At 60.7% G+C, this 22,599-nt stretch carries 22 protein-coding genes; 11 read left to right on the top strand and 11 right to left on the bottom strand.

Features of this window, described 5'->3' with window-relative positions:
* Positions 1–6: 6 nt before the first annotated feature.
* Both AYR47_RS24425 and AYR47_RS24420 read right to left on the bottom strand, forming a co-directional pair.
* Positions 7–321 (bottom strand): SCP2 sterol-binding domain-containing protein, encoded by a 315-nt coding sequence (locus tag AYR47_RS24425; RefSeq protein WP_033902327.1) that lies wholly within the window; start codon positions 319–321, stop codon positions 7–9.
* Positions 322–377: 56 nt separating this feature from the next.
* Positions 378–1,088 carry a histidine phosphatase family protein gene (locus tag AYR47_RS24420; RefSeq protein ID WP_061448804.1) on the bottom strand — a complete coding sequence of 237 codons (711 nt, stop codon included), beginning with the start codon at positions 1,086–1,088 and terminating at the stop codon, positions 378–380.
* A 193-nt stretch (positions 1,089–1,281) separates the two neighbouring features.
* Between AYR47_RS24420 and sohB the strand changes: the two genes are divergently transcribed.
* Complete coding sequence (gene sohB / locus AYR47_RS24415; RefSeq protein ID WP_033902329.1) at positions 1,282–2,307, top strand: protease SohB; 1,026 nt, start codon at positions 1,282–1,284, stop codon at positions 2,305–2,307.
* A 6-nt stretch (positions 2,308–2,313) separates the two neighbouring features.
* On the opposite strand, the gene AYR47_RS24410 is transcribed toward sohB, so the two are convergent.
* The gene (locus AYR47_RS24410; protein WP_033902330.1) at positions 2,314–3,849 is read right to left on the bottom strand and encodes an MFS transporter; all 1,536 of its coding nucleotides are present in this window, start codon (positions 3,847–3,849) and stop codon (positions 2,314–2,316) included.
* A 150-nt stretch (positions 3,850–3,999) separates the two neighbouring features.
* On the opposite strand from AYR47_RS24410, the gene AYR47_RS24405 reads away from it, so the two are divergent.
* Entirely contained in the window at positions 4,000–4,875 is an 876-nt protein-coding gene (locus tag AYR47_RS24405) for a LysR family transcriptional regulator (protein WP_033902331.1), read from the top strand.
* Here AYR47_RS24405 and AYR47_RS24400 read toward each other — a convergent pair.
* Both AYR47_RS24400 and AYR47_RS24395 read right to left on the bottom strand, forming a co-directional pair.
* On the bottom strand, positions 4,853–5,968 hold the full coding sequence (locus AYR47_RS24400) for an MDR/zinc-dependent alcohol dehydrogenase-like family protein (RefSeq protein WP_033902332.1): 1,116 nt from the start codon (positions 5,966–5,968) through the stop codon (positions 4,853–4,855). The genes AYR47_RS24405 and AYR47_RS24400 overlap by 23 nt on opposite strands.
* A 63-nt stretch (positions 5,969–6,031) precedes the next feature.
* Positions 6,032–7,039: a substrate-binding domain-containing protein gene (locus AYR47_RS24395; RefSeq protein ID WP_033902333.1), complete on the bottom strand. Its 1,008-nt coding sequence runs from the start codon at positions 7,037–7,039 to the stop codon at positions 6,032–6,034.
* Positions 7,040–7,520: 481 nt separating this feature from the next.
* On the opposite strand from AYR47_RS24395, the gene AYR47_RS24390 reads away from it, so the two are divergent.
* On the top strand, positions 7,521–9,077 hold the full coding sequence (locus tag AYR47_RS24390; protein ID WP_033902334.1) for a TerC family protein: 1,557 nt from the start codon (positions 7,521–7,523) through the stop codon (positions 9,075–9,077).
* On the opposite strand, the gene AYR47_RS24385 is transcribed toward AYR47_RS24390, so the two are convergent.
* The 3 genes from AYR47_RS24385 to AYR47_RS24375 all read right to left on the bottom strand — a co-directional run bounded on the left by AYR47_RS24385 (position 9,058) and on the right by AYR47_RS24375 (position 10,874).
* Positions 9,058–10,137, bottom strand: a complete 1,080-nt coding sequence (locus AYR47_RS24385; protein ID WP_061448803.1) for a GGDEF domain-containing protein — start codon at positions 10,135–10,137, stop codon at positions 9,058–9,060. The two genes, AYR47_RS24390 and AYR47_RS24385, sit on opposite strands and share 20 nt — an antisense overlap.
* A 48-nt stretch (positions 10,138–10,185) precedes the next feature.
* Complete coding sequence (locus tag AYR47_RS24380) at positions 10,186–10,551, bottom strand: thioredoxin family protein (protein ID WP_061448802.1); 366 nt, start codon at positions 10,549–10,551, stop codon at positions 10,186–10,188.
* A 74-nt stretch (positions 10,552–10,625) separates the two neighbouring features.
* Complete coding sequence (locus AYR47_RS24375; RefSeq protein WP_061448801.1) at positions 10,626–10,874, bottom strand: hypothetical protein; 249 nt, start codon at positions 10,872–10,874, stop codon at positions 10,626–10,628.
* A 332-nt stretch (positions 10,875–11,206) separates the two neighbouring features.
* Between AYR47_RS24375 and AYR47_RS24370 the strand changes: the two genes are divergently transcribed.
* The 8 genes from AYR47_RS24370 to AYR47_RS24335 all read left to right on the top strand — a co-directional run bounded on the left by AYR47_RS24370 (position 11,207) and on the right by AYR47_RS24335 (position 17,606).
* A complete protein-coding gene (locus AYR47_RS24370; RefSeq protein ID WP_033902337.1) occupies positions 11,207–12,055 on the top strand; it encodes a transporter substrate-binding domain-containing protein in 849 nt (282 codons plus the stop codon).
* A 51-nt stretch (positions 12,056–12,106) separates the two neighbouring features.
* Entirely contained in the window at positions 12,107–12,769 is a 663-nt protein-coding gene (locus AYR47_RS24365) for an amino acid ABC transporter permease (protein ID WP_010210962.1), read from the top strand.
* Positions 12,770–12,780: 11 nt separating this feature from the next.
* The gene (locus tag AYR47_RS24360) at positions 12,781–13,443 is read left to right on the top strand and encodes an amino acid ABC transporter permease (RefSeq protein ID WP_016976586.1); all 663 of its coding nucleotides are present in this window, start codon (positions 12,781–12,783) and stop codon (positions 13,441–13,443) included.
* Complete coding sequence (locus tag AYR47_RS24355; protein ID WP_033902339.1) at positions 13,440–14,222, top strand: amino acid ABC transporter ATP-binding protein; 783 nt, start codon at positions 13,440–13,442, stop codon at positions 14,220–14,222. The genes AYR47_RS24360 and AYR47_RS24355 overlap by 4 nt, the downstream gene beginning before the upstream one ends.
* Positions 14,223–14,237: 15 nt before the next feature.
* A complete protein-coding gene (locus tag AYR47_RS24350) occupies positions 14,238–14,627 on the top strand; it encodes a RidA family protein (protein WP_010210958.1) in 390 nt (129 codons plus the stop codon).
* 74 nt (positions 14,628–14,701) lie between these two features.
* The gene (locus AYR47_RS24345) at positions 14,702–15,466 is read left to right on the top strand and encodes an IclR family transcriptional regulator (protein WP_016976583.1); all 765 of its coding nucleotides are present in this window, start codon (positions 14,702–14,704) and stop codon (positions 15,464–15,466) included.
* 9 nt (positions 15,467–15,475) lie between these two features.
* Positions 15,476–16,684 carry an amino acid deaminase gene (locus tag AYR47_RS24340; RefSeq protein ID WP_061448800.1) on the top strand — a complete coding sequence of 403 codons (1,209 nt, stop codon included), beginning with the start codon at positions 15,476–15,478 and terminating at the stop codon, positions 16,682–16,684.
* Positions 16,685–16,694: 10 nt separating this feature from the next.
* Positions 16,695–17,606 carry a sugar kinase gene (locus tag AYR47_RS24335; RefSeq protein WP_061448799.1) on the top strand — a complete coding sequence of 304 codons (912 nt, stop codon included), beginning with the start codon at positions 16,695–16,697 and terminating at the stop codon, positions 17,604–17,606.
* Between the two features lie 75 nt (positions 17,607–17,681).
* On the opposite strand, the gene AYR47_RS24330 is transcribed toward AYR47_RS24335, so the two are convergent.
* The 3 genes from AYR47_RS24330 to AYR47_RS24320 form a co-directional block, all read right to left on the bottom strand.
* The gene (locus AYR47_RS24330; protein WP_003174397.1) at positions 17,682–17,957 is read right to left on the bottom strand and encodes a peptidylprolyl isomerase; all 276 of its coding nucleotides are present in this window, start codon (positions 17,955–17,957) and stop codon (positions 17,682–17,684) included.
* 43 nt (positions 17,958–18,000) lie between these two features.
* Positions 18,001–20,496, bottom strand: a complete 2,496-nt coding sequence (locus AYR47_RS24325) for a PAS domain-containing hybrid sensor histidine kinase/response regulator (RefSeq protein ID WP_033902343.1) — start codon at positions 20,494–20,496, stop codon at positions 18,001–18,003.
* 135 nt (positions 20,497–20,631) lie between these two features.
* A complete protein-coding gene (locus AYR47_RS24320; RefSeq protein ID WP_061448798.1) occupies positions 20,632–22,590 on the bottom strand; it encodes an acetoacetate--CoA ligase in 1,959 nt (652 codons plus the stop codon).
* Between the last annotated feature and the right edge of the window lie 9 nt (positions 22,591–22,599).

The following is a 22,599-nucleotide window of genomic DNA, read 5'->3' as shown; positions in this document are numbered from 1 at the left end:
CGTGAATCAAGCCGGGAACAGTTCGCTCAGCTTCATCGCCAGCATCATGTCGCCTTCGGTGCGCAGCTTGCCGCCCATGAAGGCCTGCATGCCGTCGGTCTCGCCGCTGACGATGCCTTTCATGGTGTCAGCGTCCATCACCAAGGTGACCTGGGCGTCTGGGTTTTCGCCTTCCAGCAGTTCGCAGGTGTTGTCTTTCACCACCAGCGAGAAGTTCTGGGTGTCGTCGATGCGGAAACCGAACACCAGGTCCAGGCCGTCGGCGGCGGCTGGGTTGAATTTGGCTTTCATTGCTTCTACAGCTTTGGCTACGTCAGTCATGGTTTCGATCCTTTAGGGTAGAGTCCAGTGACCTTGGGGTCACGGTTGGCCGCAGCTCATCGGAACGTGATGAGCTGCGGCGCCTTCAACAGTTGCAAGTGGGCATGACTGTTGAAGGAAGCCAGTGCCACCTCGCGACCGCGGAATTTCAGCTGGTTGAGCGAGGTGTTAACAATTTGCCAGTTCAGTTCGAACGCTTGCGCGGCAGGCATCCGGGTAATCAGGTGGAGCAGGGCGGTGATAGTGCCGCCGGAGGTGAACACGGCGATTTTCTGCGCGTTGTCCGCCGCTTCAAGAATGCGTTGCAGGCCACCCTGGACACGTTCCACAAAGCTCAGCCAGCTTTCCAGCCCTGGCGGGTCGTAGGTGCCGGCCAGCCAGCGCTCGATGATCAGGGCGAAAATGCGCTGGAATTCGCTGCGGTTCTGCGCGGCGTTGCGCAGGATCTCCAGGGCTTCGGGTTCGGTGGTGAGCAGGTCGGGGAGCAGGGCGCGGATGATTGCGTCGGCATCGAATTCGTTGAAGGCGCTGTCGGTTTCCAGTGCCGGTACCGGCAGGCCCAGGGCGCTGTACTGATCGAACGCAGCGGTGGCGGTGTGCTGCTGGCGGCGCAGGTCGCCGGCCACACAGCGGTCGAACACCAGGCCCATTTCCGCCAGGTGGCGGCCGAGTACCTGTGCCTGTTCCACGCCGACGGGCGACAGGACGTCATAGTCGTCTGCACCGAAGGAGGCCTGGCCATGTCGAATCAGATAGATGCTGCCCACGTCCGTTTTCCCGGTACGTTGAAAGTCTGGCGAGGTTATGAGGATGCCTGCGAGCTGTCAATGAAAAAACATACGCTTGTTTTAAAAGCTCGTTAGAGGGCGCTTGGTGGCGGTTTGAGCACTGGCTCCCGGCAAGCCCCGTCGGTATGCTTGGTCAATCCGCGCCTGGCGCACTGCACTTGTAAGGAGAACCATGGATTTTTTGGCCGAATACGCGAGCTTTCTGGCGAAGACCGTCACCCTGGTGGTCGCTATTCTGGTGGTACTGATCAGCTTTGCGTCGCTGCGCAGCAAAGGTCGTCGCAAATCCGCCGGCCAATTGCAGGTCAGCAAACTCAATGACTTCTACAAAGGCCTGCGTGAGCGCCTGGAATCGACCTTGCTCGACAAGGATCAGCTCAAGGCCCTGCGCAAGTCCGAAGGCAAGGCTGAAAAGAAGAAAGGCAAGCAGAAAGCCGAGGCCAGGCCACGGGTGTTCGTGCTGGATTTTGATGGTGACATCAAGGCCTCGGCCACTGAAAGCCTGCGCCATGAAATCACCGCCTTGCTGAGCCTGGCCACGCCGAAGGATGAAGTGGTGCTGCGCCTGGAAAGTGGCGGCGGCATGGTCCACAGCTACGGCCTGGCCTCGTCGCAACTGGCGCGTATCCGCCAGGCGGGCGTGCCCTTGACCGTGTGCATTGACAAGGTCGCGGCCAGCGGCGGCTACATGATGGCGTGCATCGGCGAGAAGATCATCAGCGCACCGTTTGCCATCCTCGGTTCCATCGGCGTGGTCGCACAGCTGCCTAACGTGAACCGCCTGCTGAAAAAACACGACATCGACTTTGAAGTGCTGACCGCCGGTGAGTACAAACGCACCCTCACCGTGTTTGGCGAAAACACCGAGAAGGGTCGCGAGAAGTTCCAGGAAGACCTGGACATCACTCACCAGTTGTTCAAGAACTTTGTCTCGCGTTACCGCCCGCAGCTGGCGATCGACGATGTTGCGACTGGAGAAGTGTGGCTGGGTGTTGCAGCCCTCGACAAGCAACTGGTCGATGAGCTGCAAACCAGCGACGAATACCTGGCCACCAAGGCCAAGACCGCCGAGGTGTTCCACCTGCACTATGCCGAGCGCAAGAGTTTGCAGGAGCGCGTGGGCCTGGCCGCCAGTGGCTCGGTGGACCGCGTGCTGTTGACCTGGTGGAGCCGGTTGACCCAGCAGCGGTTCTGGTAAGGCTGATCAGCGGTGTACAGGTTTCGTGGAGGCCTGTTGCACCGCTGGTATTGGGTTTCTCATCAATGTCCCTACGACTAGAGCCCCCAGCAAACCCAGCAAGCCCGCGACCCACAGCACACCACTGAACCCACCCACAAATGCCTGCCGTGCCAGCGGTTGCACCACCTCTCGCGCCGACTCCGGTAGCAATCCCATCGCCGCCGGCATATCCCCGGCCACCACGCGTGAAGCAATCCCGTTCACGTGCGCCTGCCATTGCGTGTCGATGCTTGCACTCAGCAGCTGTTCGCTGTGGCTGCTCAGCAACGCCCCATACACGCCAATCGCCAACATGATCGCGCTGAAACGCATGGTGGTGCTCATGCCGGAAGCCATCCCTGCGCGGTCCCGAGGCACGCAGGCCATGATGTTTTTCTGCGTATCACCATTGAGCAGGCCCGCACCGGCGCCCGTCACGGCGATGGCCAGGGCAAAGGGCAGGTAGCCGCCCAGATTGACCGCCCAGGCACTCAGCAAATTGCCGCAACCCACCAGGGTCAATCCGGTGGACATCATCGTCGCGGGCGTAAAGCGTTCGGCCAGGCGCGCGCCAATGCGTGGGCAGGCCAGCATGGTCAAGGCAAACGGCAGCATGCCCAGGCCCGAGGCAATTGCGGAGAAACCCAAGCCGTTTTGCAGGTAAAACGGCAGCAACGTCATCATCACCTGAGCGCAACCGGCGTAGGCAAACATGCCCAGCAGAGCGCCGATAAAGCGTGGGTGGCGAAACAATTGCAGGTCGACCATGGGCCGCTGCTGCAGGCGTTCAACCAGTACGAACACGCCCAGCAATGCCGCGCCGCCGATCAGCCGCGCATAAGTCAGCCGGTTATCCCAGCCAATCCGATTGGCCTCGATCAACCCCCAGATCAGGCACAACAGGCTCGCGCTGAACGCCAGGCTGCCCCAAGGATCGAGCCGTGCGGACTGGGTATCGCGGGATTCCGGAATGGCGCGCAGCACCAGGCTCATCAGCGCCAGGCCCACTGGCAGGTTGAGGTAGAAGATCCAGCGCCAGCCCAAATACTGGGTAATAAGGCCGCCGAGTGTCGGTGCGGCAGTCATCGCCACGCCCATGCACGCGCCCCAGAAGGCCCAGGCTTTGGCCCGTTCCGCTTCATCGTGGAAGGTGTGGCCGATGGATGCCAGGGCTGACGTCAGCAACAGCGCCGCGCCCACGCCTTTGATGGCACGAGCGATATCCAGCAACAGCGCAGTGGGCGCTGCACCACAACCCAGTGACGCGAGGATGAAAAGGCTCAAGCCCCAGATCAGGGTTTTCTTGCGCCCGAAGCGGTCGGCGATACTGCCCGCCGGTAGTAGTAAGGCGGCAAACGCCAGCATATAGGCGCTGACCACCCACTCGATGTCGGCAAAGTTTGCCCCCAGGTCGCGAGCAATGCTCGGCAGGGTCACGGCGACGATATTGGTGTCGAGCACAATCAGTGAGCAAACACCGGAAGCGGTCAGCAAGGTAAGGCGTGGGCTGACCCGGCTCATGATTGAATTACCTCAAAGGCAACAAAGAAAATGCAGTTGACGGACATCGCAAGGGCTCTCTACTGTTCTAGTCGCTCCAGCATATCCGCGCTGCCCAAAGTCCTTGTTAGCCAGGCGGAACCACTTCATTACCTTTGAGCTAATCCAGCAATGGACATCCGCCACTTTCGCTACTTCCTGGCCGTCGCCCGGCAGCGCAATTTCACCCGCGCTGCCGAGCAACTGGGGATTGCTCCGCCGACGTTGAGTCGACAGATTCAGGACATGGAAACCAGCCTGGGCACACGGCTGTTTATCCGTCAGCAACGCGAAGTCAGCCTCACCGAGGCGGGTGCTGCGTTGTTGATCGAGGCGGAGGCGACGGTGCGTCAGTTCGAGTTCGCCCAGCGCAATGCCCAGCGCGCCGGGCGTGGTGAGATCGGCCACATTGAGCTGGGCTATGTGGCATCGGCGGTGTATTCCGGGGTGCTGCAGCGGCAGATGCGCGGGTTTTGCCAGGCGTTTCCCGATGTCAGCGTGAACGTACGCGAATGCGCCATGGCCACGTTGCCGGGTGCGGTTGCGGACGGGCGCTGCGATATCGGCTATATCCGCTCACCGATGACCTTGCCGGAGAGTGTGGAAGCGCTACGCCTCGACAGTGAAGGCTTTGTGCTGGCGCTGCCGCAGGATTCGTGGCTGCTGGGGTTGAAAGCCATCCACTGTGAGCATTTGCAAAACGAAACCTTCATCCTGCCGGAACAGATCAGCGGCACGCTGCACGTGGCCGCCCAAGGCGATTTTGCGCCGCGCCTGGGGCCGCAACCCGGAGGTTTGGTGGCGGTGGTCGCATTGGTGTCATTGGGGCAGGGCGTGGCCGTGGTGCCGGCGTCGGTGGTGGGGCATGCCAGCTTGCCGGGCGTGGTGTATCGCACGATCCAAGGCAGTGACGCGTCGTCCTGGCTGTCGTTGATTCACCGGCGCTTCGAAAAAGCGCCGGCGGTGGTGCGGTACATCCAGCAGGTCAGGGCTCAAGCACAACCTTGAGGGATTTGTCGCCGCGCTCCATCACGGCAAAGGCTTCCTTGAAATCCGCCAGGGCGAACTTGTGGGTGACCACGTCGCGCATGTCGATCTTGCGGTTGCCGATAAAGTCGATGGCGCGCGGGTACATGTAGGGCCCCAGGTGCGAGCCGAGTACATCCAGCTCCTTGCGGTCGCCAATGATCGACCAATCCACCGTGGCCTCGTCATTGAACACGCTGAACTCGACGAAGCGCCCCAGCTTGCGCAGCATCGCCAGGCCCTGGTTGACCGCCTTGTGATGACCGGTGGCTTCGATGTAGATATCGCAACCGTAGCCGTCGGTGATTTCACGGATCTTGGCCAGCACGTCGACTTCGGCGGGGTTCCACACCTCGTCGGCGCCCATGCGCAGGGCGAGGGCGGTGCGTTCGGGCTTCATGTCCAGCACGATGAGCTTTTTCGGGTTGCGCATGCGCACCGCGCCGATGATGCCCAGGCCCAGTGTGCCGGCGCCGGCGACCACCACCACATCATCGAAATCCACATTGGCGCGTTCGGCGGCGTGCAGCGAGCAGGCCAGCGGTTCGATCAGGATGGCTTCGTCCGGGGCGATGGAGTCGGGGACTTTATGGATGATGCCTTCCTTGGTGAAGATCATGTACTGGGCCATGGCCCCCTGCACATTATTCTGGAAGCCATACAGGTCGTGTTTCTGGCACATCCAGTACTGGCCGTGGTTGCAGAAGCGGCAGCCCCAGCACGGCACGATCTGCTCGGAAATGACCCGGTCGCCAATCTTCACGCCGCGTTTTTCCGCGCCAGGGCCGAGGGCGACCACGCGGCAGACGAACTCATGGCCGGGGATCATTGGCGGTTTCACATAGCGCGGTTGTTCGGCATCACCCCAGAACGAGGGCGCGCCGCGATAGGTCTTGATGTCGCCCATGCAGATGCCGCACAGCTCGACCTTGGTGAGGACTTCCTCAGGGCCGGGCGTGGGCACGTCGACGGTTTCCAGCCGGTAGTCTTCCGGGCCATGGCAGACCACGGCCTGCATGGTTTTCGGAATGATCGGGGACAGTTGTTCTTGCGGGCGTTCGGTGACGGTGGACATGGCTGGCCTCACAACAAAGATGAACCTATCGCTCCCGCGCGGGGAGCGATAATTCGACACGACTTACTTGGCGCCGCTGACTTGTTTGTACAGCGCGTCGGCGTTGGCGTTGGTGACCGGCACCCAGGGCAGGATGTAGTTTTTCGCGGTGCCGTCACCCCATTTCACGTCTTTGGCGTAGCGCTCCCAGATCACCGATTGCGGCTTGTAGTCGCTGCCGGCCAATGCGCGCAGGGCCACATCCAGGGCGCCTTGGGACTGGGCCTGGGCGTCTTGCAGGAAGGTGGTGACTTCATCTTTTTTCGCCGCCTGGATCGCGTCCGGCATGCCGTCGATGGACGTGACTGGCACATCCTTGGAAGTCAGGCCGTGGGACTTGAGCGCTTGCACGGCGCCGAGGGCCATGTCGTCGTTTTGTGCGATCACGCCGTTGATGCCTTTGGGGTGGGCGTTCAGCCAGTCCTCGGTGAGTGTCAGGGCTTGGGCGCGGTCCCAGTTGGCGGTCTTTTTCTCGATGATCTTGATGTCCGGGTGCTTGCCCAGCACTTCCAGCTCGCCTTTTTCGCGGTCGATCTGTGCCGACTGGCCAATCGGCCCCTGGATGATCACCACATTGCCCTTGCCGTTGAGCTTGTCGACCATGGCCTGGGCCTGCAGGCGGCCACCTTCCACGTCGTCATTGCCCACATAAGGCACGGAGGCATCGGCTACTTTCGTATTGGAGGCGATGACCACCACGTCGTTGCTCATGGCTTGCTTGACGGTGCCCACGCCGGCCTTGGTGTCGATGGGCACGAACAGGATGGCGTCGTAGTGCTGGGTCACCATGTTTTCGATCTGGTTGTTCTGGGTCAGCGCGTCGTAGTTGCCATCGAACACCGTGAGCTGCACGGTGCCATCTTTGACGGCAGGGTGCTCCTTGAGCTCGCGCACCCAGTTTTGCATGAATTGGCCCTTGAGGCCGTAGACCGCCGCGCCGACCTTGTAGGTCTTGCCGTCGGCGGCCAGGGCGATGCTGCTGGCGAGGAGGGAGAGGGCCGCAGCGGCGGCGAAGGTCGTACCAAGTTTCATGATGAGCACCCCATTTATTGTTGTAGTCAGTCGGTCATTCATTGCCTTGCACTGATCATATGTTTATCAAATGAAAATCTGATCAGTCAAACGCTTTCGCTAAAAATGCTTAAATAGCGTGTTTTGTGGGTTTTCATGAATGGAGTGGCGATTTGTGGCATGCATTTTGTTGTTGTTTGTGTGATATAAATTTCAATAGATGATCATATGATCGTACAGATCTGGCAACAGTTACAGATCTTGTAATAGTTTTGTGTTGTGGGAATTTTCTGTTTCGGCTGTACGATTCAAGTCCTTTTGTCATCGCAGGATTTGCATGAACACCCTCTCGGAGCCTCCCAGTCGTCTTTCTCCAAGACAACCGCTGCCGCTGTTCCCTCTGAAGCACCCCGTATTCCGACTGCTAACCTTGTACCGGTCCACTGACCGCGCCTTGCCGTGTCCGGCATTCTGAAAATCGATGACTGAAGAGACTTAATAAATGGAATGGTTAGCGGATCCAACGGCCTGGCTCGGCCTGTTGACCTTGATTGTGCTGGAACTGGTACTGGGCATCGACAACCTGGTGTTTATCGCGATCCTGGCGGACAAGCTGCCCCCGGAGCAGCGTGACCGTGCGCGGTTGATTGGCCTGTCCCTGGCATTGCTGATGCGTTTGGGCCTGTTGGCGAGTATTTCCTGGCTGGTAACCCTGACCCAGCCGCTGTTCGAGGTGTTCGACAAGAGCTTCTCGGGCCGTGACCTGATCATGCTGTTCGGTGGTGTGTTCCTGTTGTTCAAGGCCACCATGGAATTGCACGAACGCCTCGAAGGTCACGTGGCCCAGCGCACAGGCAATGCCGCCTACGCGATGTTCTGGCCGATCGTGGCGCAGATCGTGGTGCTCGATGCGGTGTTCTCCCTGGACGCGGTGATTACCGCCGTGGGCATGGTGGACGAACTGGCGGTGATGATGATCGCGGTGATCGTGTCCATCGGTGTGATGATCGTGGCGAGCAAGCCATTGACTCGCTTCGTCAATGCGCACCCGACGGTGATCATGTTGTGCCTGGGCTTCTTGATGATGATCGGTTTCGCCCTGACCGCCGAAGGCCTGGGCTTCCATATCCCGAAAGGCTACCTGTACGCGGCGATCGGCTTCTCGATCCTGATCGAATTGTTCAACCAGATCGCACGGGCCCGCCGCAAGAAGTCGGCGCAAGGTGTGTTGCCGGTGCGTGAGCGCACGGCTCATGCGGTGATGCGCTTGCTGGGTGGTCGGAGTCTGGCGGTGGAAGAGGTGAGCGATGAGGTTGCCGATCTGCTGGGCGAGCCGGATGCGGCGCAAGGCCCGGTGTTTGATCGACGCGAGCGCGTGATGATCAGTGGCGTGCTGCAACTGGCCGAACGGCCGATCCGCACGCTGATGACACCTCGGGCCAAGGTCGACTGCATCGACCTGGCGGACGATCCCGAGAGTATTCGCCTGAAACTGATGCATTCGTCCTACTCGCGACTGCCGTTGATCCGCAATGGCGCGGTCGATGAGCCGCTAGGGTTCGTGCACAAGAAGGAGTTGCTCAAGGAATACCTGGCCGGTCACGAGCCGAACCTGGAGAACCTGGCACGCCGGGCGATCAACCTGCTGGACAGCTTTTCGGTGCTCAACGCCCTGGAGCAGATGCGTCAGGAATCTACCCACATCGCGTTCGTGATCAACGAATTCGGTGACTTCATGGGTGTGTTGAGCATGACCGACATTCTCGAGTCCATCGCCGGTGAACTGCCGGACGCCAGCGAAATCGAGGGGCCGGATATCGTCGAAGAGGGCGCAGGTTTTCGCGCCAACGGTGCGCTGAACCTCAATCAGGTGCGTCAGCGCACGGGTTTCAACGCGGTTGCGACCGACGATTACCAGACCTTGGCCGGCCTGGTGATGAGCCTGCTGGACCGCCTGCCCGTGGTGGGCGACAGCCTGGTGCATGAAGGCTGGCGCCTGAGTGTGGCGGCCGTCGAGGAGCGGCGCGTGACCCAGGTGTCTATGGTGCGTGAAACGTAAAGCGGTTCTTGCCCGAGTGCTTTGATACGTACAGCGCCTGGTCCGCCTTGATCAGTGCCTGGTTCAGGGTTTCGCCGTCCTCCACCCGGGCCAGGCCGATGCTGATGGTCACCGGGTGCTGGGTCGCTTCCTCACGCACTCGGGCACAGAGCAGGTTCGCCAAGTGCGCCGCATCCTCGCGGCGCACGCCCGCCAAGTAGATCCCGAACTCTTCGCCGCCCAGCCGGGCGTAATCGAAGTCGATCATGACCGTCTTGATGTCCTGGGCCACGCGCTTGAGGACGTCATCGCCGATGTCGTGGCCATACACGTCATTCACTTTCTTGAAGTTGTCGATGTCGATCATCGCCAGGTAGTGATCGTGCGCCTTGGGCTGTTGGCTGAGCTTTTTCCCGGCGCTGGTCATGAAGGCGCGACGGTTGGGGATTTCGGTAAGGGTGTCGAGGTAGGCCTGTTCCAGTAGCAGTTTGGACATGATGAAGTTATGCAGTTTGGCCTGGCGCAGTTTCAGGAAGCTGTAGAGCGTCAGGAAGGTCAGGAACACCGAATAGAAGGTCACCAGGGCGCCACGCACTTCCAGCAATGAGAGCTGGGCCAGGTGAAACGGGTTGAGCAATGCCCAGGTGATCAGCATCGTCGTGACGAACGACCAATGCTTGAGCGGTAGCACCGATGCGCTATAGAGGATGCTCGAAGCGGCCAGGATCAACCAGCTGGGGTGCAGGTCCATCGGTAAGCCTTCGATCAGCAGGCGGGTGCCGAGGGCGATGATCGCGACGAATATCAGGTTGATCCACTGGAAGTGCTGGGCGTCGCGGGTAAATCCCAAGGTAATGGTGTTGATGGTCAGCAGCGCGAGAAAGAGCATCGAAAGCCCGGTAAAACCCTGGCCGCCCGGAAAGCTGACGATCAGGTCGAACACCAGCCAGATGCAGATGCTCGCGGTGTAGATCAGCAGGCAGAAAGGCTTGAGTCGCTCGAAATCATGCTGGGCGAACTCACGTTGCAGGGCGGGTGAGGGGTGTTTCTTCAGGACTTCGGCTTCAATGGTCTTGAACATTGCTGACCCTGGTTCGGCTGAGACGGCACTCAGCAGCGTAGACCGTGGTCAAGGGTGTGCAAGCGCGGATGTGGTGGGGCGGTGGATGCGGTTGTAGCGCTTGAACGTAGCCTCAACCACTTGCGCCTGGTTCTCCCGTGGGCCGAAGCCCTTGAGTTTTTCCTCCAATACGCCGTTCCAATAGATTAGTAGCGTTGGAGTGCCCGTGACGTCGGGGTGCCGGGGTGTGCTCGCGCAATCCACTACCAGGCTCACTATCCATGGGTGCTTCCAGGCGGCCTGTTCGAACAAGGGGGCGGACTCTCCACAGGCGGGGCAGTGTTCTGAAACAAACAGGATGAACACGGGGCGTGGTGTATTGAGGATTCGTTGAAAGTCCTTCGCATCGGCAATTTTCCAGGTAGCAGTCCCCATGGTGATCCCTCTTTAGATAGCGCTGGTGTCTGCCAACGCTAAGTCGAGGGATCATCACCGTCTACTGTCAACCTTCACAGGTCGCTATCGCGCTCCAGGCGTTCCCGTGCCTTGCGCGCCTGGCTTGCGCATTTCTTGTATTCAAGGTTGTCCCTCGAAGCCTTTGCCTGGCGATAGCCATGATGATTCTGGCTGGTGTAATTGGTGCTCAGGGCTGCGTTGAGCTTGCGTAGTTCTTCCTTGCACTCGCGGCGGTCGTTACTGGCCAATGCGCTGCCAGCCACCACAAAGGAGAGCAAAACCAGGGTGAGGCGCAACTTCATCAGGGCGGAGTCCTTGTCGAAATGAATGTGCCAAGGCTAGCCCAGCGTGGGGATTTTTCCACGCGCCAAGCGCACTGCAACGGTGCGCGGTAACGCCTTTGTGGCGCACGCAAGTGGGGCTGTCACCGCTGTATGGGGCCTTGGGTAGCAAAGTGATTTCAGGTGCTGGCTCAACGCCTTACTCCACTTCATCTTTTATCTGGTTGATTTAAAACAGATTTATCCATGTCGTTTTTTTCTGTTACCGCGTGTGGCACACTTTCTGCTGTCTATTCCGTTGTTACATACTAGGTTCCGGTATAGCGGAATACACAACTCCTGGAGTGCTTGTCATGCATCACCGACCTTCCGTGTTTAAAGCGTGTGTTTTTCTCTTCGCCGCATCGGCTTCCCTCGCCAGCATCGTGCAGGCGGCGGACAGCAAGCTCGATGATGTGCTCAAACGTGGGCACCTCATCGTGGGTACAGGCAGTACCAATGCGCCGTGGCACTTCCAGGGAGCGGATGGCAAGTTGCAGGGGTTTGATATCGACATCGGCCGCATCGTGGCCAAGGGTTTGTTCAATGACCCGAGCAAAGTCGAGTTCGTGGTGCAGTCGTCTGACGCACGGATTCCCAACCTGCTGACCAATAAGGTCGACATGAGTTGCCAGTTCATTACCGTCACTGCCAGCCGTGCCCAGCAGGTGGCTTTCACCCTGCCGTACTACCGCGAAGGCGTGGGCCTGCTGCTGCCGAACAACAGCAAGTACAAAGAGATTGAAGACCTGCAGGCCGCCGGCGACAGCGTCACCGTAGCTGTGCTGCAAAACGTATACGCCGAAGAACTGGTGCACCAGGCGCTGCCCAAGGCCAAGGTCGACCAGTACGACAGCGTCGACCTGATGTACCAGGCCGTGAACTCCGGTCGCGCCGATGCTGCCGCCACCGACCAGTCCTCGGTCAAGTACCTGATGGTGCAGAACCCAGGCCGCTACCGCAGCCCGACGTACGCCTGGAGCCCGCAGACCTACGCGTGCGCCGTCAAGCGTGGCGACCAGGACTGGCTGAACTTCGTCAACACTGCGCTGCATGAAGCCATGACCGGTGTCGAGTTCCCGACCTACAAGGCCTCGTTCAAGCAATGGTTCGGTGTCGACCTGCCGGAACCTGCGATCGGCTTCCCGGTTGAGTTCAAGTAAATCGAAACCCTGGGGCGTCGCTGACGGCGCCCCAATCAGGTACTGCTGACCATGAACTATCAGTTGAACTTTGCCGCCGTGTGGCGCGACTTCCCCAGCTTGCTGGCGGGGCTCGGCCTGGGCCTTGAGCTGGCGCTGCTGTCGATCGCCATCGGCTGTGTGATCGGCCTGATGATGGCCTTTGCCATGCTGTCCAAGCACCGGGCGTTGCGGGTCTTTGCCTCGGTGTACGTGACGGTGGTGCGCAATACGCCGATCCTTGTGTTGATCCTGTTGATCTACTTTGCGTTGCCCAGCCTCGGGATCCGTCTGGACAAAATCCCGTCGTTCATCATCACCTTGTCGCTGTACGCCGGCGCTTACTTGACCGAAGTGTTCCGCGCCGGGCTGTTGAATATTCCCAAGGGCTTGCGCGAAGCCGGGCTGGCCATCGGCCTGGGTGAGTGGCGTATCCGCGCCTATATCACCGTACCGGTGATGCTGCGCAACGTACTGCCCGCGCTGTCGAACAACTTCATTTCGCTGTTCAAGGATACCTCGCTCGCGGCCGCCATCGCGGTGCCGGAGCTGACCTACTACGCCCGCAAGATCAACGTCGAAAGCTACCGGGTGATTGAAACCTGGCTGGTCACGACCGCGCTCTACGTAGCTGCCTGTTACCTTATTGCCATGCTGCTCCGTTACCTGGAACAGCGTCTGGCGATCCGTCGTTAAGCGAGGTTTCCATGTACGAATCCCCCAGCTGGCTGCATGAGTTGTGGATCGCCCGGGACACCCTCTGGGCGGGCTTTCAAGCCAGCGTTTATGTGTCTGCGTTGGCAATTATCTTTGGTACCCTGATCGGCATTGTCGCGGGGTTGATCCTGACCTACGGCAAGTTCTGGATGCGTGCGCCATTCCGGCTGTATGTCGACCTGATCCGTGGTACGCCGGTGTTTGTGCTGGTGCTCGCGTGTTTCTACATGCTGCCGGCGCTCGGTTGGCAGATCACCGCGTTCCAGGCCGGTGCGGTCGGGTTGACGCTGTTCTGTGGCTCCCACGTCTCCGAGATTGTGCGCGGCGCGCTGCAAGCCATTCCCCGTGGGCAACTGGAAGCGGGCAAGGCGATCGGCCTGACGTTCTACCAGTCCCTGGGCTACGTGCTGCTGCCCCAGGCGCTGCGCCAGATTTTGCCGACCTGGGTCAACTCCTCCACGGAAATCGTCAAGGCCTCGACCTTGCTGTCGGTGATCGGCGTGGCCGAGTTGCTGCTCAGTACCCAGCAAGTGATCGCGCGCACCTTCATGACCCTGGAGTTCTACCTGTTCGCAGGCTTTATGTTCTTTGTCATCAACTACGCCATCGAGTTATTCGGGCGCTACATTGAAAAGCGGGTGGCCTTGCCATGAATCAATCTCAAACCAACCAACCGCTGCTGAACATTCGCGGCCTGCGTAAGCAATACGGCCAAGTGGAAGTACTCAAGGGCGTCGACCTGTCCATGCAGCGCGGTAACGTGGTGACCTTGATCGGCTCCAGCGGCTCGGGCAAAACCACGCTGTTGCGCTGCGTGAACCTGCTGGAAGAGTTCCAGGGCGGGCAGATCACCCTGGATGGCGAGTCCATCGGCTACAGCGAAATCGCCGGCAAGCGCGTGCGCCATCCCGAACGGGTGATTGCCCAGCACCGTGCGATGACCGGCATGGCGTTCCAGCAATTCAACCTGTTTCCGCATCTGACGGCCTTGCAGAACGTCACCCTTGGCCTGCTCAAGGTCAAGAAGATGGGCAAGGACGAAGCCGTCGCACTGGCGGAAAAATGGCTGGACCGCGTCGGCCTTCTGGAACGTCGCAATCACTTCCCCGGTCAGCTGTCCGGCGGTCAGCAACAGCGTGTGGCGATTGCCCGCGCCATTGCCATGAACCCCAGCCTGATGCTGTTCGACGAAGTCACCTCGGCCCTCGACCCGGAGTTGGTGGGCGAAGTGCTCAGCGTGATCAAGGGCCTGGCGGAAGAGGGCATGACCATGTTGCTGGTCACCCACGAAATGCGTTTTGCCTACGAAGTCTCGGACAAGATCGTTTTCATGAACCAGGGCCGCATTGAAGAGCAGGGCACCTCGAAGGACATCTTCGAACGCCCGCAATCGCCGCGCCTGGCGGAATTTCTCAAGAACATTCGTTTTTAATCAGGAGCCTTTTTTATGAGCATTACTCGTTACGGTGCCGGTAGCACAGCCGGCGGTGGTCAGCCCCGTCCTTTCGCCCGTGCGGTGGAAGCCGATGGTTGGTTGTACGTCTCAGGCCAAGTGCCTGCGGTGGACGGCGAAATCATCACTGGGGGCATCATCGAACAGACCCGCCAGACCATGCGCAACGTGGTGGCGATCCTCGAAGAAGCCGGCTACGAATTGAAGGATGTCGTGCGCGTCGGCGTGTGGCTGGAAGACCCGCGGGACTTCTGGAGTTTCAACAAGGTCTTCGGTGAGTACTTCACCCCGGAACACGCCCCGGCGCGGGCCTGCGTGCAGGCCAATATGATGGTCGATTGCAAGGTGGAGATCGATTGCGTGGCGTACAAGAAAAAAGGCTAAATGCCTGGATCTAAAGCCCGCTCCCACAGGGGATATGTGTTGATAGCAACCTTCTGACCGGACCGACAACTGCCATGACCGAAGACACCATCAAACGCCGCGCCAAAGGCCTGGACCGTGCATTCGATATCCTCGATTTTCTCAAGGAAATCGGCCAGCCCCTGCGCCCGAATGATATTGCCAGCGGCATCGGCAGCCCCAAGTCCACCGTCTATGAACTGGTGGCGTCGCTGCTTGAGCGGCGCATCCTGGAAACGGTGGGCAAGGATGGTCACGTCTACCTCGGCCGCCAGCTGTATTTTCTCGGCCAGGCGCACCTGCGTCATTTCGACCTGACCCGCGAGGCCGATCACGCCCTGCAGGAGATCGTCAGCCAGACCCACGAAACCGCGCAGATGTGCCTGCTCAACGGGCGCAAATACACGGTGGCGCTGATGCGTGAGGGCGAGCGGCATTTCCGTATTTCTTCGGACATCGGCGAAAACGCTCCCATTCCGTGGACCGCTTCCGGACGCCTGTTGCTGGGGCACTTGAGCGACCAGCAGATCATCGACCTGATCGATCACGATGACTTCATCCTGCCGGACGGCCAGCGCCTGCCGCTGGAGACCTTCCTGGCGCAAATCCGTCAGGCCACCCTCGATGGCTTCTTTTCCTTCGACAGCGTGGCCGACACCTTTACCCATTGCTTTGCCGCCCCGGTACGGGACGCGCAAGGTATCAGCATCGCGACGCTGTGCATCGTCGCCCCACGCGCCGATGCCACAAAAAACTACAACGACTATCGCCGGGTGTTGATCGACAGCGCCAACAACCTGGCCCGGCGTATCAACGAATAGGAGTTTTCCATGTCTGCCATCAATGCCGTTGAAAAGGGCGCCGCCGCCGTTGGGGCCCACCTGGTCCGTGACGTCAGCCTGCCTGCCCTGGTGCTGCACCGTGACGCTCTGGCACACAACATCCGCTGGATGCAGGACTTCGTCAGCAACAGCGGCGCGCAGCTGGCGCCCCATGGCAAGACCAGCATGATGCCGGCACTGTTTCAGCGCCAGATCGAGGCGGGCGCCTGGGGCATCACCCTGGCCAATGCCGTGCAGACCCGTGCCGCCTATGCCGGTGGCGTGCGTCGCGTGCTGATGGCCAACCAACTGGTAGGCGCGCCGAACATGGCGTTGATCGCTGACCTGTTGGCCGACAAGGACTTCGACTTCCACTGCATGGTCGATCACCCGGACAACGTCGCCGACCTGGGCCTGTTCTTCGCCGCCCGTGGCCTGCGCCTGAACGTGATGATCGAATACGGTGTGGTCGGCGGTCGTTGCGGCTGCCGCAGCGAGCAGGAAGTGCGTGACCTGGCGAAGGCGATCAAGGCCCAACCGGCCCTGGCCCTCACCGGTATCGAAGGCTACGAAGGGGTTATTCATGGCGAACACGCCATCAGCGGCATTCGCGATTTCGCCGCCAGCCTGGTGCGGCTGGCGGTAGACCTGCAGAACAACGGTTCTTTCGACCTGCCCAAGCCCATCGTCACGGCATCGGGTTCAGCCTGGTATGACCTGATTGCCGAGTCTTTCGAAGAGCAGAACGCTGCTGGCCGCTTCCTCAGCGTATTGCGCCCTGGCAGCTACGTAGCTCATGACCATGGCATCTACAAAGAGGCGCAATGCTGCGTGCTCGACCGTCGCAGCGACCTCAGCGAAGGCCTGCGCCCGGCCCTGGAAGTCTGGGCCCATGTGCAATCGTTGCCCGAACCGGGCTTTGCGGTGATCGCCCTGGGCAAACGTGACGTGGCCTACGACGCCGGTTTGCCGGTGCCGCTCAAACGCTACAAGGCCGGTATTTTGCCGGCAGAAGGTGATGACGTGGGCACGTGCAAAGTCACCGCGGTGATGGACCAGCATGCGTTCATGACCGTGGCGCCGGGGGTTGAGTTGCGTATTGGCGACATCATTTCGTTCGGTACTTCCCATCCTTGCCTGACGTTCGACAAGTGGCAGGTGGGTTGCCTGGTGGATGAGCAGTTGCAGGTGATCGAATCCCTGGAAACCCGATTCTGAGTGTAAAGCCATGACCCGCTTGTCCCCACGCATCGCCCTCATCGGCGAATGCATGATCGAACTGCAACACCGCGCCGATGGCAGCCTGCACCAGAGCTTCGGCGGCGACACTTTAAATGCGGCGGTGTACCTGCGCCGCGAGCTGGGCGAAACGGGCAACGTTGATTACGTCACCGCCCTGGGCGATGACAGCTTCAGCGATGCCATGTGCCAGCAATGGGCGCAGGAAGGCCTGGGCCTGGAAAGGGTCCAGCGCCTGCCCGGACGCCTGCCGGGTTTGTACTGCATCCAGACCGACGCCAATGGCGAACGCAAATTCCTCTACTGGCGCAACGAAGCGGCCGTGCGTGACTGTTTCACCACGCCCGCCGCCGAGCCGATCCTGGCCGCTTTGCCGGACTACGACGTGGTGTATTTCAGCGGCATCACCCTGGCGGTGTTGGGTGATATCGGCCGTAAGCGTTTGCTGCAAACCCTGGTCGAGACCCGTCGGCGAGGGGGCAAGGTGGTGTTCGACAACAACTATCGGCCGCGTCTGTGGGCCAGTGTGGACGCGGCGCGCACGGCGTATCACCGTGTGTTGGTCGAGGTGGATATCGCCTTGCTGACCGAGGACGACGAGCGTGCGTTGTTTGGTTATGCCGACAGCGAGCAGGTGTTCGCGGCGTATCCTGGGATTGAAGAAGTGGTGCTCAAGCGTGGGGCGGATGAATGTCTGATCCGTTGCAACGGCGAGCACTTTGCGGTGCCGGCGCTGAAGGTGGAAAAGGTGGTGGACACGACAGCGGCGGGGGATTCGTTCAGTGCGGCGTATTTGGCCAGTCGGCTTAAAGGTTGTTCGCCTGAGCAAGCCGCGTTAGCGGGACATCGGTTGGCAAGCCGGGTCATCCAAGTGCCTGGCGCACTCATCCCCGAAGTGTAGACCGAACCCTTGTGGTGAGCGGGCTTGCGCAGGGCAAGCCTGCTCACCACAAAAGGTAGGTTTGGCACCGGTTTATCAGTCGCGGTAAAACACCTGCACCAAGTGATACCCGAACTTGCTCTTGATCGGCCCGTGAACCACCTTCACCGGCTTCTTGAAGATCACCGCATCAATCGCCCCCACCATCTGCCCCGGCCGCACTTCACCCAAGTCGCCGCCACGCTTGCCGGACGGGCAGGTGGAGTACTTCTTGGCCAACACATCAAAGGCTTCGCCCTTGGCAATGCGCTGCTTGAGTTGTTCGGCTTCTTCGCTGGTTTTCACCAGGATGTGACGGGCTTGGGCTTTCATTGATCTCTACCAGGTGTGCGACGGCGCGCGATTATGCCTGAACTCATGCGTCGACGCTGATCATGCTACGGATTTTGGTGGCCAGCAGGTCGATGGAGAACGGCTTGGCGACCATGTCCATGCCGTCCTCCAGGAATCCCTGGCGTTCGGCGGCTTTTTCGGCATAACCGGTCATGAACAAGACGCGCAAGCCAGGCCGGTGTTGGCGGGCAATCTCCGCCAATTGCCGGCCATTCATGCCCGGCAGGCCAACATCGGTGACCAACAAGTCGACGCGCAGGTCCGACTCCAGCAGCGGCAGTGCCGCCCGCGCATCCGCCGCCTGGTGCGCGGTGTAGCCCAGTTCGTCGAGCACATTGACCACCAGCATGCGCACTGCCGGGTCGTCTTCGACCACTACCACCGCTTCGCCGGCCAGGGCCACCGGTGCTTCACCGAGGCTGGCAGGTAAACTGCTTTCCAGCGCCGTGCCATACAGGCGCGGCAGGTACAGACGTACGCACGTGCCTTGGCCCGGCTCGCTATGAATGGTCACATGACCACCGGACTGCTGGGCAAACCCGTAGATCATCGACAGCCCCAGGCCAGTGCCCTGGCCGATGGGTTTGGTGGTGAAGAACGGGTCGAACGCCTTGGCCAGGATTTTCGGCGCCATGCCGGTGCCGTTGTCGCACACGCCGAGCATCACGTAGTCGCCGGCCTTGACCGGTTCAAGGGTGGTGATGTCGGTTCCGTCCAGGTAGCTATTGGCGGTTTCGATCAGCAGTTCGCCGCCGTCGGGCATGGCGTCGCGCGCGTTGATAACCAGGTTGAGCAGGGCGTTTTCCAGTTGGCTGGCGTCGGTGTTCACCGGCCAGATGTCGTGGCCCAGTTGCACCTTGAGCCCGATGTGCGCGCCTTTGGTGCGACGGAACAAGTCTTCCAGGGAGGCGACCAATTGGTTGGGGTCCAGCGGGCGTCGGTCCAGCGACTGACGGCGCGAGAACGCCAGCAACCGATGGGTGAGAGCGGCCGCACGATGGGCGGAGGACACGGCGGCATCGGTAAAACGGCCGATCTCGTCACTGCGCCCGGCGGCGATGTAGCGCTGCATCAGGTCCAGGCTGCCGATGATACCGGTGAGCATATTGTTGAAGTCATGGGCAATGCCACCGGTGAGCTGGCCCACGGCTTCCATCTTTTGCGCATGGCGCAACGCGTCTTCGGCACGCTCACGCTCGTACATCTCGTTTTGCAGGCGCTGATTGGCTTCGGCCAGGGCCTGGGTGCGCTGAGCCACCCGCTCTTCAAGGTTTTCGTTGAGGTGGCGCAGGGCTTCTTCGGTGAGTTTGCGTTCGGTCTCGTCGATCACGAAGATGTAGAAACCATTGACTGAACCGTCATTGCTGAAACGCGGCAGGTACTTCATCAACGCATGGCGCGGACGGCCATCGTGGTGCGGAGTGATGGTCATGAAGCTGCAGGCCTTACCCTTGAGCGCGGCGGCTATCTTGTCTTCACGCCCGGCGTACACCTCCTCGCCGAGCACTTCGCGGATGGTCTTGCCGTACAGCTCCTGGGGCGTCATGCCGTACCATTCCAGGTACGCGCTGTTGTTCAGGCGAAAGCGCTGTGCATGGTCGACATAACCGATCAACACCGGCATGGCGTTGATGATCAGTTGCAATTCGGTCTGGCTCTGACGCAAGGCCTGCTCGGTGTTCTTGCGCTCGGTGAGGTCCAGCGCGGCCCCGAGGAAACGTGCCGGGCGGCCTTGATGATCCTTGTAGCAACGGCCACGGGCGAACACCCAGCGTACCTGGCCGTCGGCTTGCAGCAAGCGATACTCCTCGGCGTACTCGGTGCCAAAGGTGATGCAGTGCTTGATGCTGCGCGCCACCATGCCACGGTCTTCCGGGTGCACGCCATGCAGGTAATCGCTGATCGGCAACGAACGCGCATCGCTGGGGTCGACGCCGTGCAAGTAGGCGAAGTGCGCGTCGGCGATGAAGCGGTCTTCGCCGATGTCCCAATCCCAGGTGCCTACCGCGTCGGTGGCGGCCAAGGCCAACTGCAAGCGTTGTTCGGTGTTGTGTTGGGCCTTGCGGCGTTCGTTGGTTTCGATGGCGGTGACCAGAATCCCGGCCACGCGCGCGCTTTCATCGCGGATCGGGCTGTAGGTCAGGTCCAGCCAGATTTCCGTGTCGCGATTGTTGCGTTGCAGCACGAACCGCTGCTCGCTGAAGGTGCGCACCTGGCCGCTGAGCACGGCGTCGTAGATCGGCGCGGTAAAGCTTTCCAGCTCCGGCCAGGTCTGATGCGCCGGCTGGCCCATCGCTTCAGGGTGTTTGTTGCCGGCGAGTTGGGCGAAGCCGTCGTTGTAAAGCTGCGTGAGCTGGCTGCCCCACAGCAGGAGCATCGGCATCGGCGAGTGGACAACGATATCCACGGCGGTGCGCAGGCTTTGCGGCCAATCAGTGGCCTCACCGAGCGGGCTTTGCGCCCAGTCCAGCCGCGCAATCAATGCAGCGGCTTCGCTACCGGTGGATGTTCCAATCATGAAAAAGCCCTGAGCGTAACGCTTTGAAAGATGACAACACCCATTATCCCGTGACTTGGGAATGGGTGACTACCCCCGAAAAATAGCATGCATTCGGGGTTTGTCTTCAAATGAGTGCGTCAGCGCTGAAACCTTTCATCCGTTCGCCAGTTCAGGCCGGTCGCGAAACTGCTCCAGCGCCTGCGGATTGGCCAGGGCGTCGGTGTTCTTCACCGGCTCACCGTGCACCACATTGCGCACCGCCAATTCGACGATCTTGCCGCTGATGGTGCGGGGGATATCGGTGACAGCGAGGATCTTCGCCGGCACATGGCGCGGTGTGGTGTTGGCGCGGATCACCTGGCGGATCTGCTGCTCCAGCGCGTCGTCCAGCTCGACACCCTCGTTGAGGCGTACGAACAGCACCACGCGCACGTCGTCCTGCCAGCGTTGGCCGATGGCCAGGCTTTCCTGCACCTGTGGGACTTTTTCCACCTGGCGATAAATCTCGGCCGTGCCGATCCGCACGCCGCCGGGGTTGAGCACCGCGTCGGAGCGCCCGTGGATCAGCAGGCTGCCGTTGGGGCGCTGTTCGGCGTAGTCCCCTTGGGCCCAGACGCCGGGAAACTGGCTGAAATACGAAGCGCGCAGTTTTTTACGCTCCGGGTCATTCCACAAGCCAATCGGCATGGCCGGGAAATGCCGGGTGCACACCAGTTCGCCTTTTTCGCCGACCAACGGCTGGCCCTGGTCGTCCCACACCTCAATGGCCATCGCCAGGCTCTTGCACTGCATTTCGCCGCGACGCACCGGCAGCACCGGATTGCCGATCACAAAACAGGAGACGATATCGGTGCCGCCAGACATGGAGGAAAGGCACAGCTCGCCCTTGATCTCGCGGTACACGTAGTCGTAGCTCTGCGGCGACAGGGGCGAACCGGTCGAAATCAAGCCTTTGAGACTGCTCAGGTCGTGGCTCAGGCGCGGTTGCAAGCCGGCCTTTTCCAAGGTGGCGAGAAACTTGGGGCTGGTGCCGAACACGCTGATCTTCTCGACATCGATCAGGTCGATCAAACGCTCGGGCCCCGGATGAAACGGCGAACCGTCATACAGTACCGCCGTGGCGCCGATCGCCAAGACCGAAACCAGCCAGTTCCACATCATCCAGCCGCAGGTGGTGTAGTAGAACAGGCAGTCCTCGCGGGACAGGTCGGCATGCAGGCCGTGTTCCTTGAGGTGGGTGAGCAGCACGCCGCCGGTGCCGTGGATGATGCACTTGGGCACGCCGGTGGTGCCGCTGGAATAGAGGATGTACAGCGGATGGTCGAACGGCACCGCGACGAATTCAGGCGCGCCGCCGGGCTGGTAGAAGTCCTGCCACAGCGCGACGCGGGCGTGGGTTTGATAGTCCTCGATCCTTGCCTGGTGCCGCGCGTACGGCACGACGATCAACTGCTCCAGGGACGGCAGGCGTTCGAGGATTTCATTGAGCTTGGCGGTCTGGTCGATGGTTTTGCCGGCATAACGATAACCGGCGCAAGTGATCAGCACCTTGGGTTCGATCTGGCCGAACCGGTCGATCACGCCCTGGGTGCCGAAGTCCGGCGACGAACATGACCAGATCGCGCCCAGGCTGGTGGTGGCAAGCATGCCCACCAGGGTTTGCCAGGTGTTGGGCATGCAGGCCGCGACGCGGTCACCCTGCACGACACCGGCGGCCCGCAGGCTGTTTTGCAGGCCGGCGACATGGGCCGCCAGTTCGGCGTAGGTCAATTGCTCGCGCTGGCCGTCTTCGCTGAGGGCGACCACAGCGGGGTGATCGTCGCGACGGCGCAACAGGTGCTCGGCGAAGTTCAGGGTCGCGCCGGGAAACCATTGGGCGCTGGGCATCTCGGCGTCTTCGATCAGCACCGCCGTGGGCGGATTGCGAAATTGCACGTCGAAGTATTCCACGATCGCCCGCCAGAAATCCGCGCGCTGGTCGATGCTCCACTGATGCAGCGCCGGGTAGTCGCTCAGTTGCACGCTGTAGCGCTGGTTGATGTAGCGCCGGAACTGGTCCATCCGCGTGTGGGCGATGCGTTCCGGGGAGGGTTGCCAGAGGATCTCGGACATAGTGGGCCT

Source organism: Pseudomonas azotoformans, from assembly GCF_001579805.1.
Classification (GTDB): Bacteria; Pseudomonadota; Gammaproteobacteria; order Pseudomonadales; family Pseudomonadaceae; genus Aquipseudomonas; species Aquipseudomonas azotoformans_A.
The sequence above is the reverse complement of the archived record's forward strand: the minus strand, read 5'-3'. Positions and strand labels throughout refer to the sequence as shown.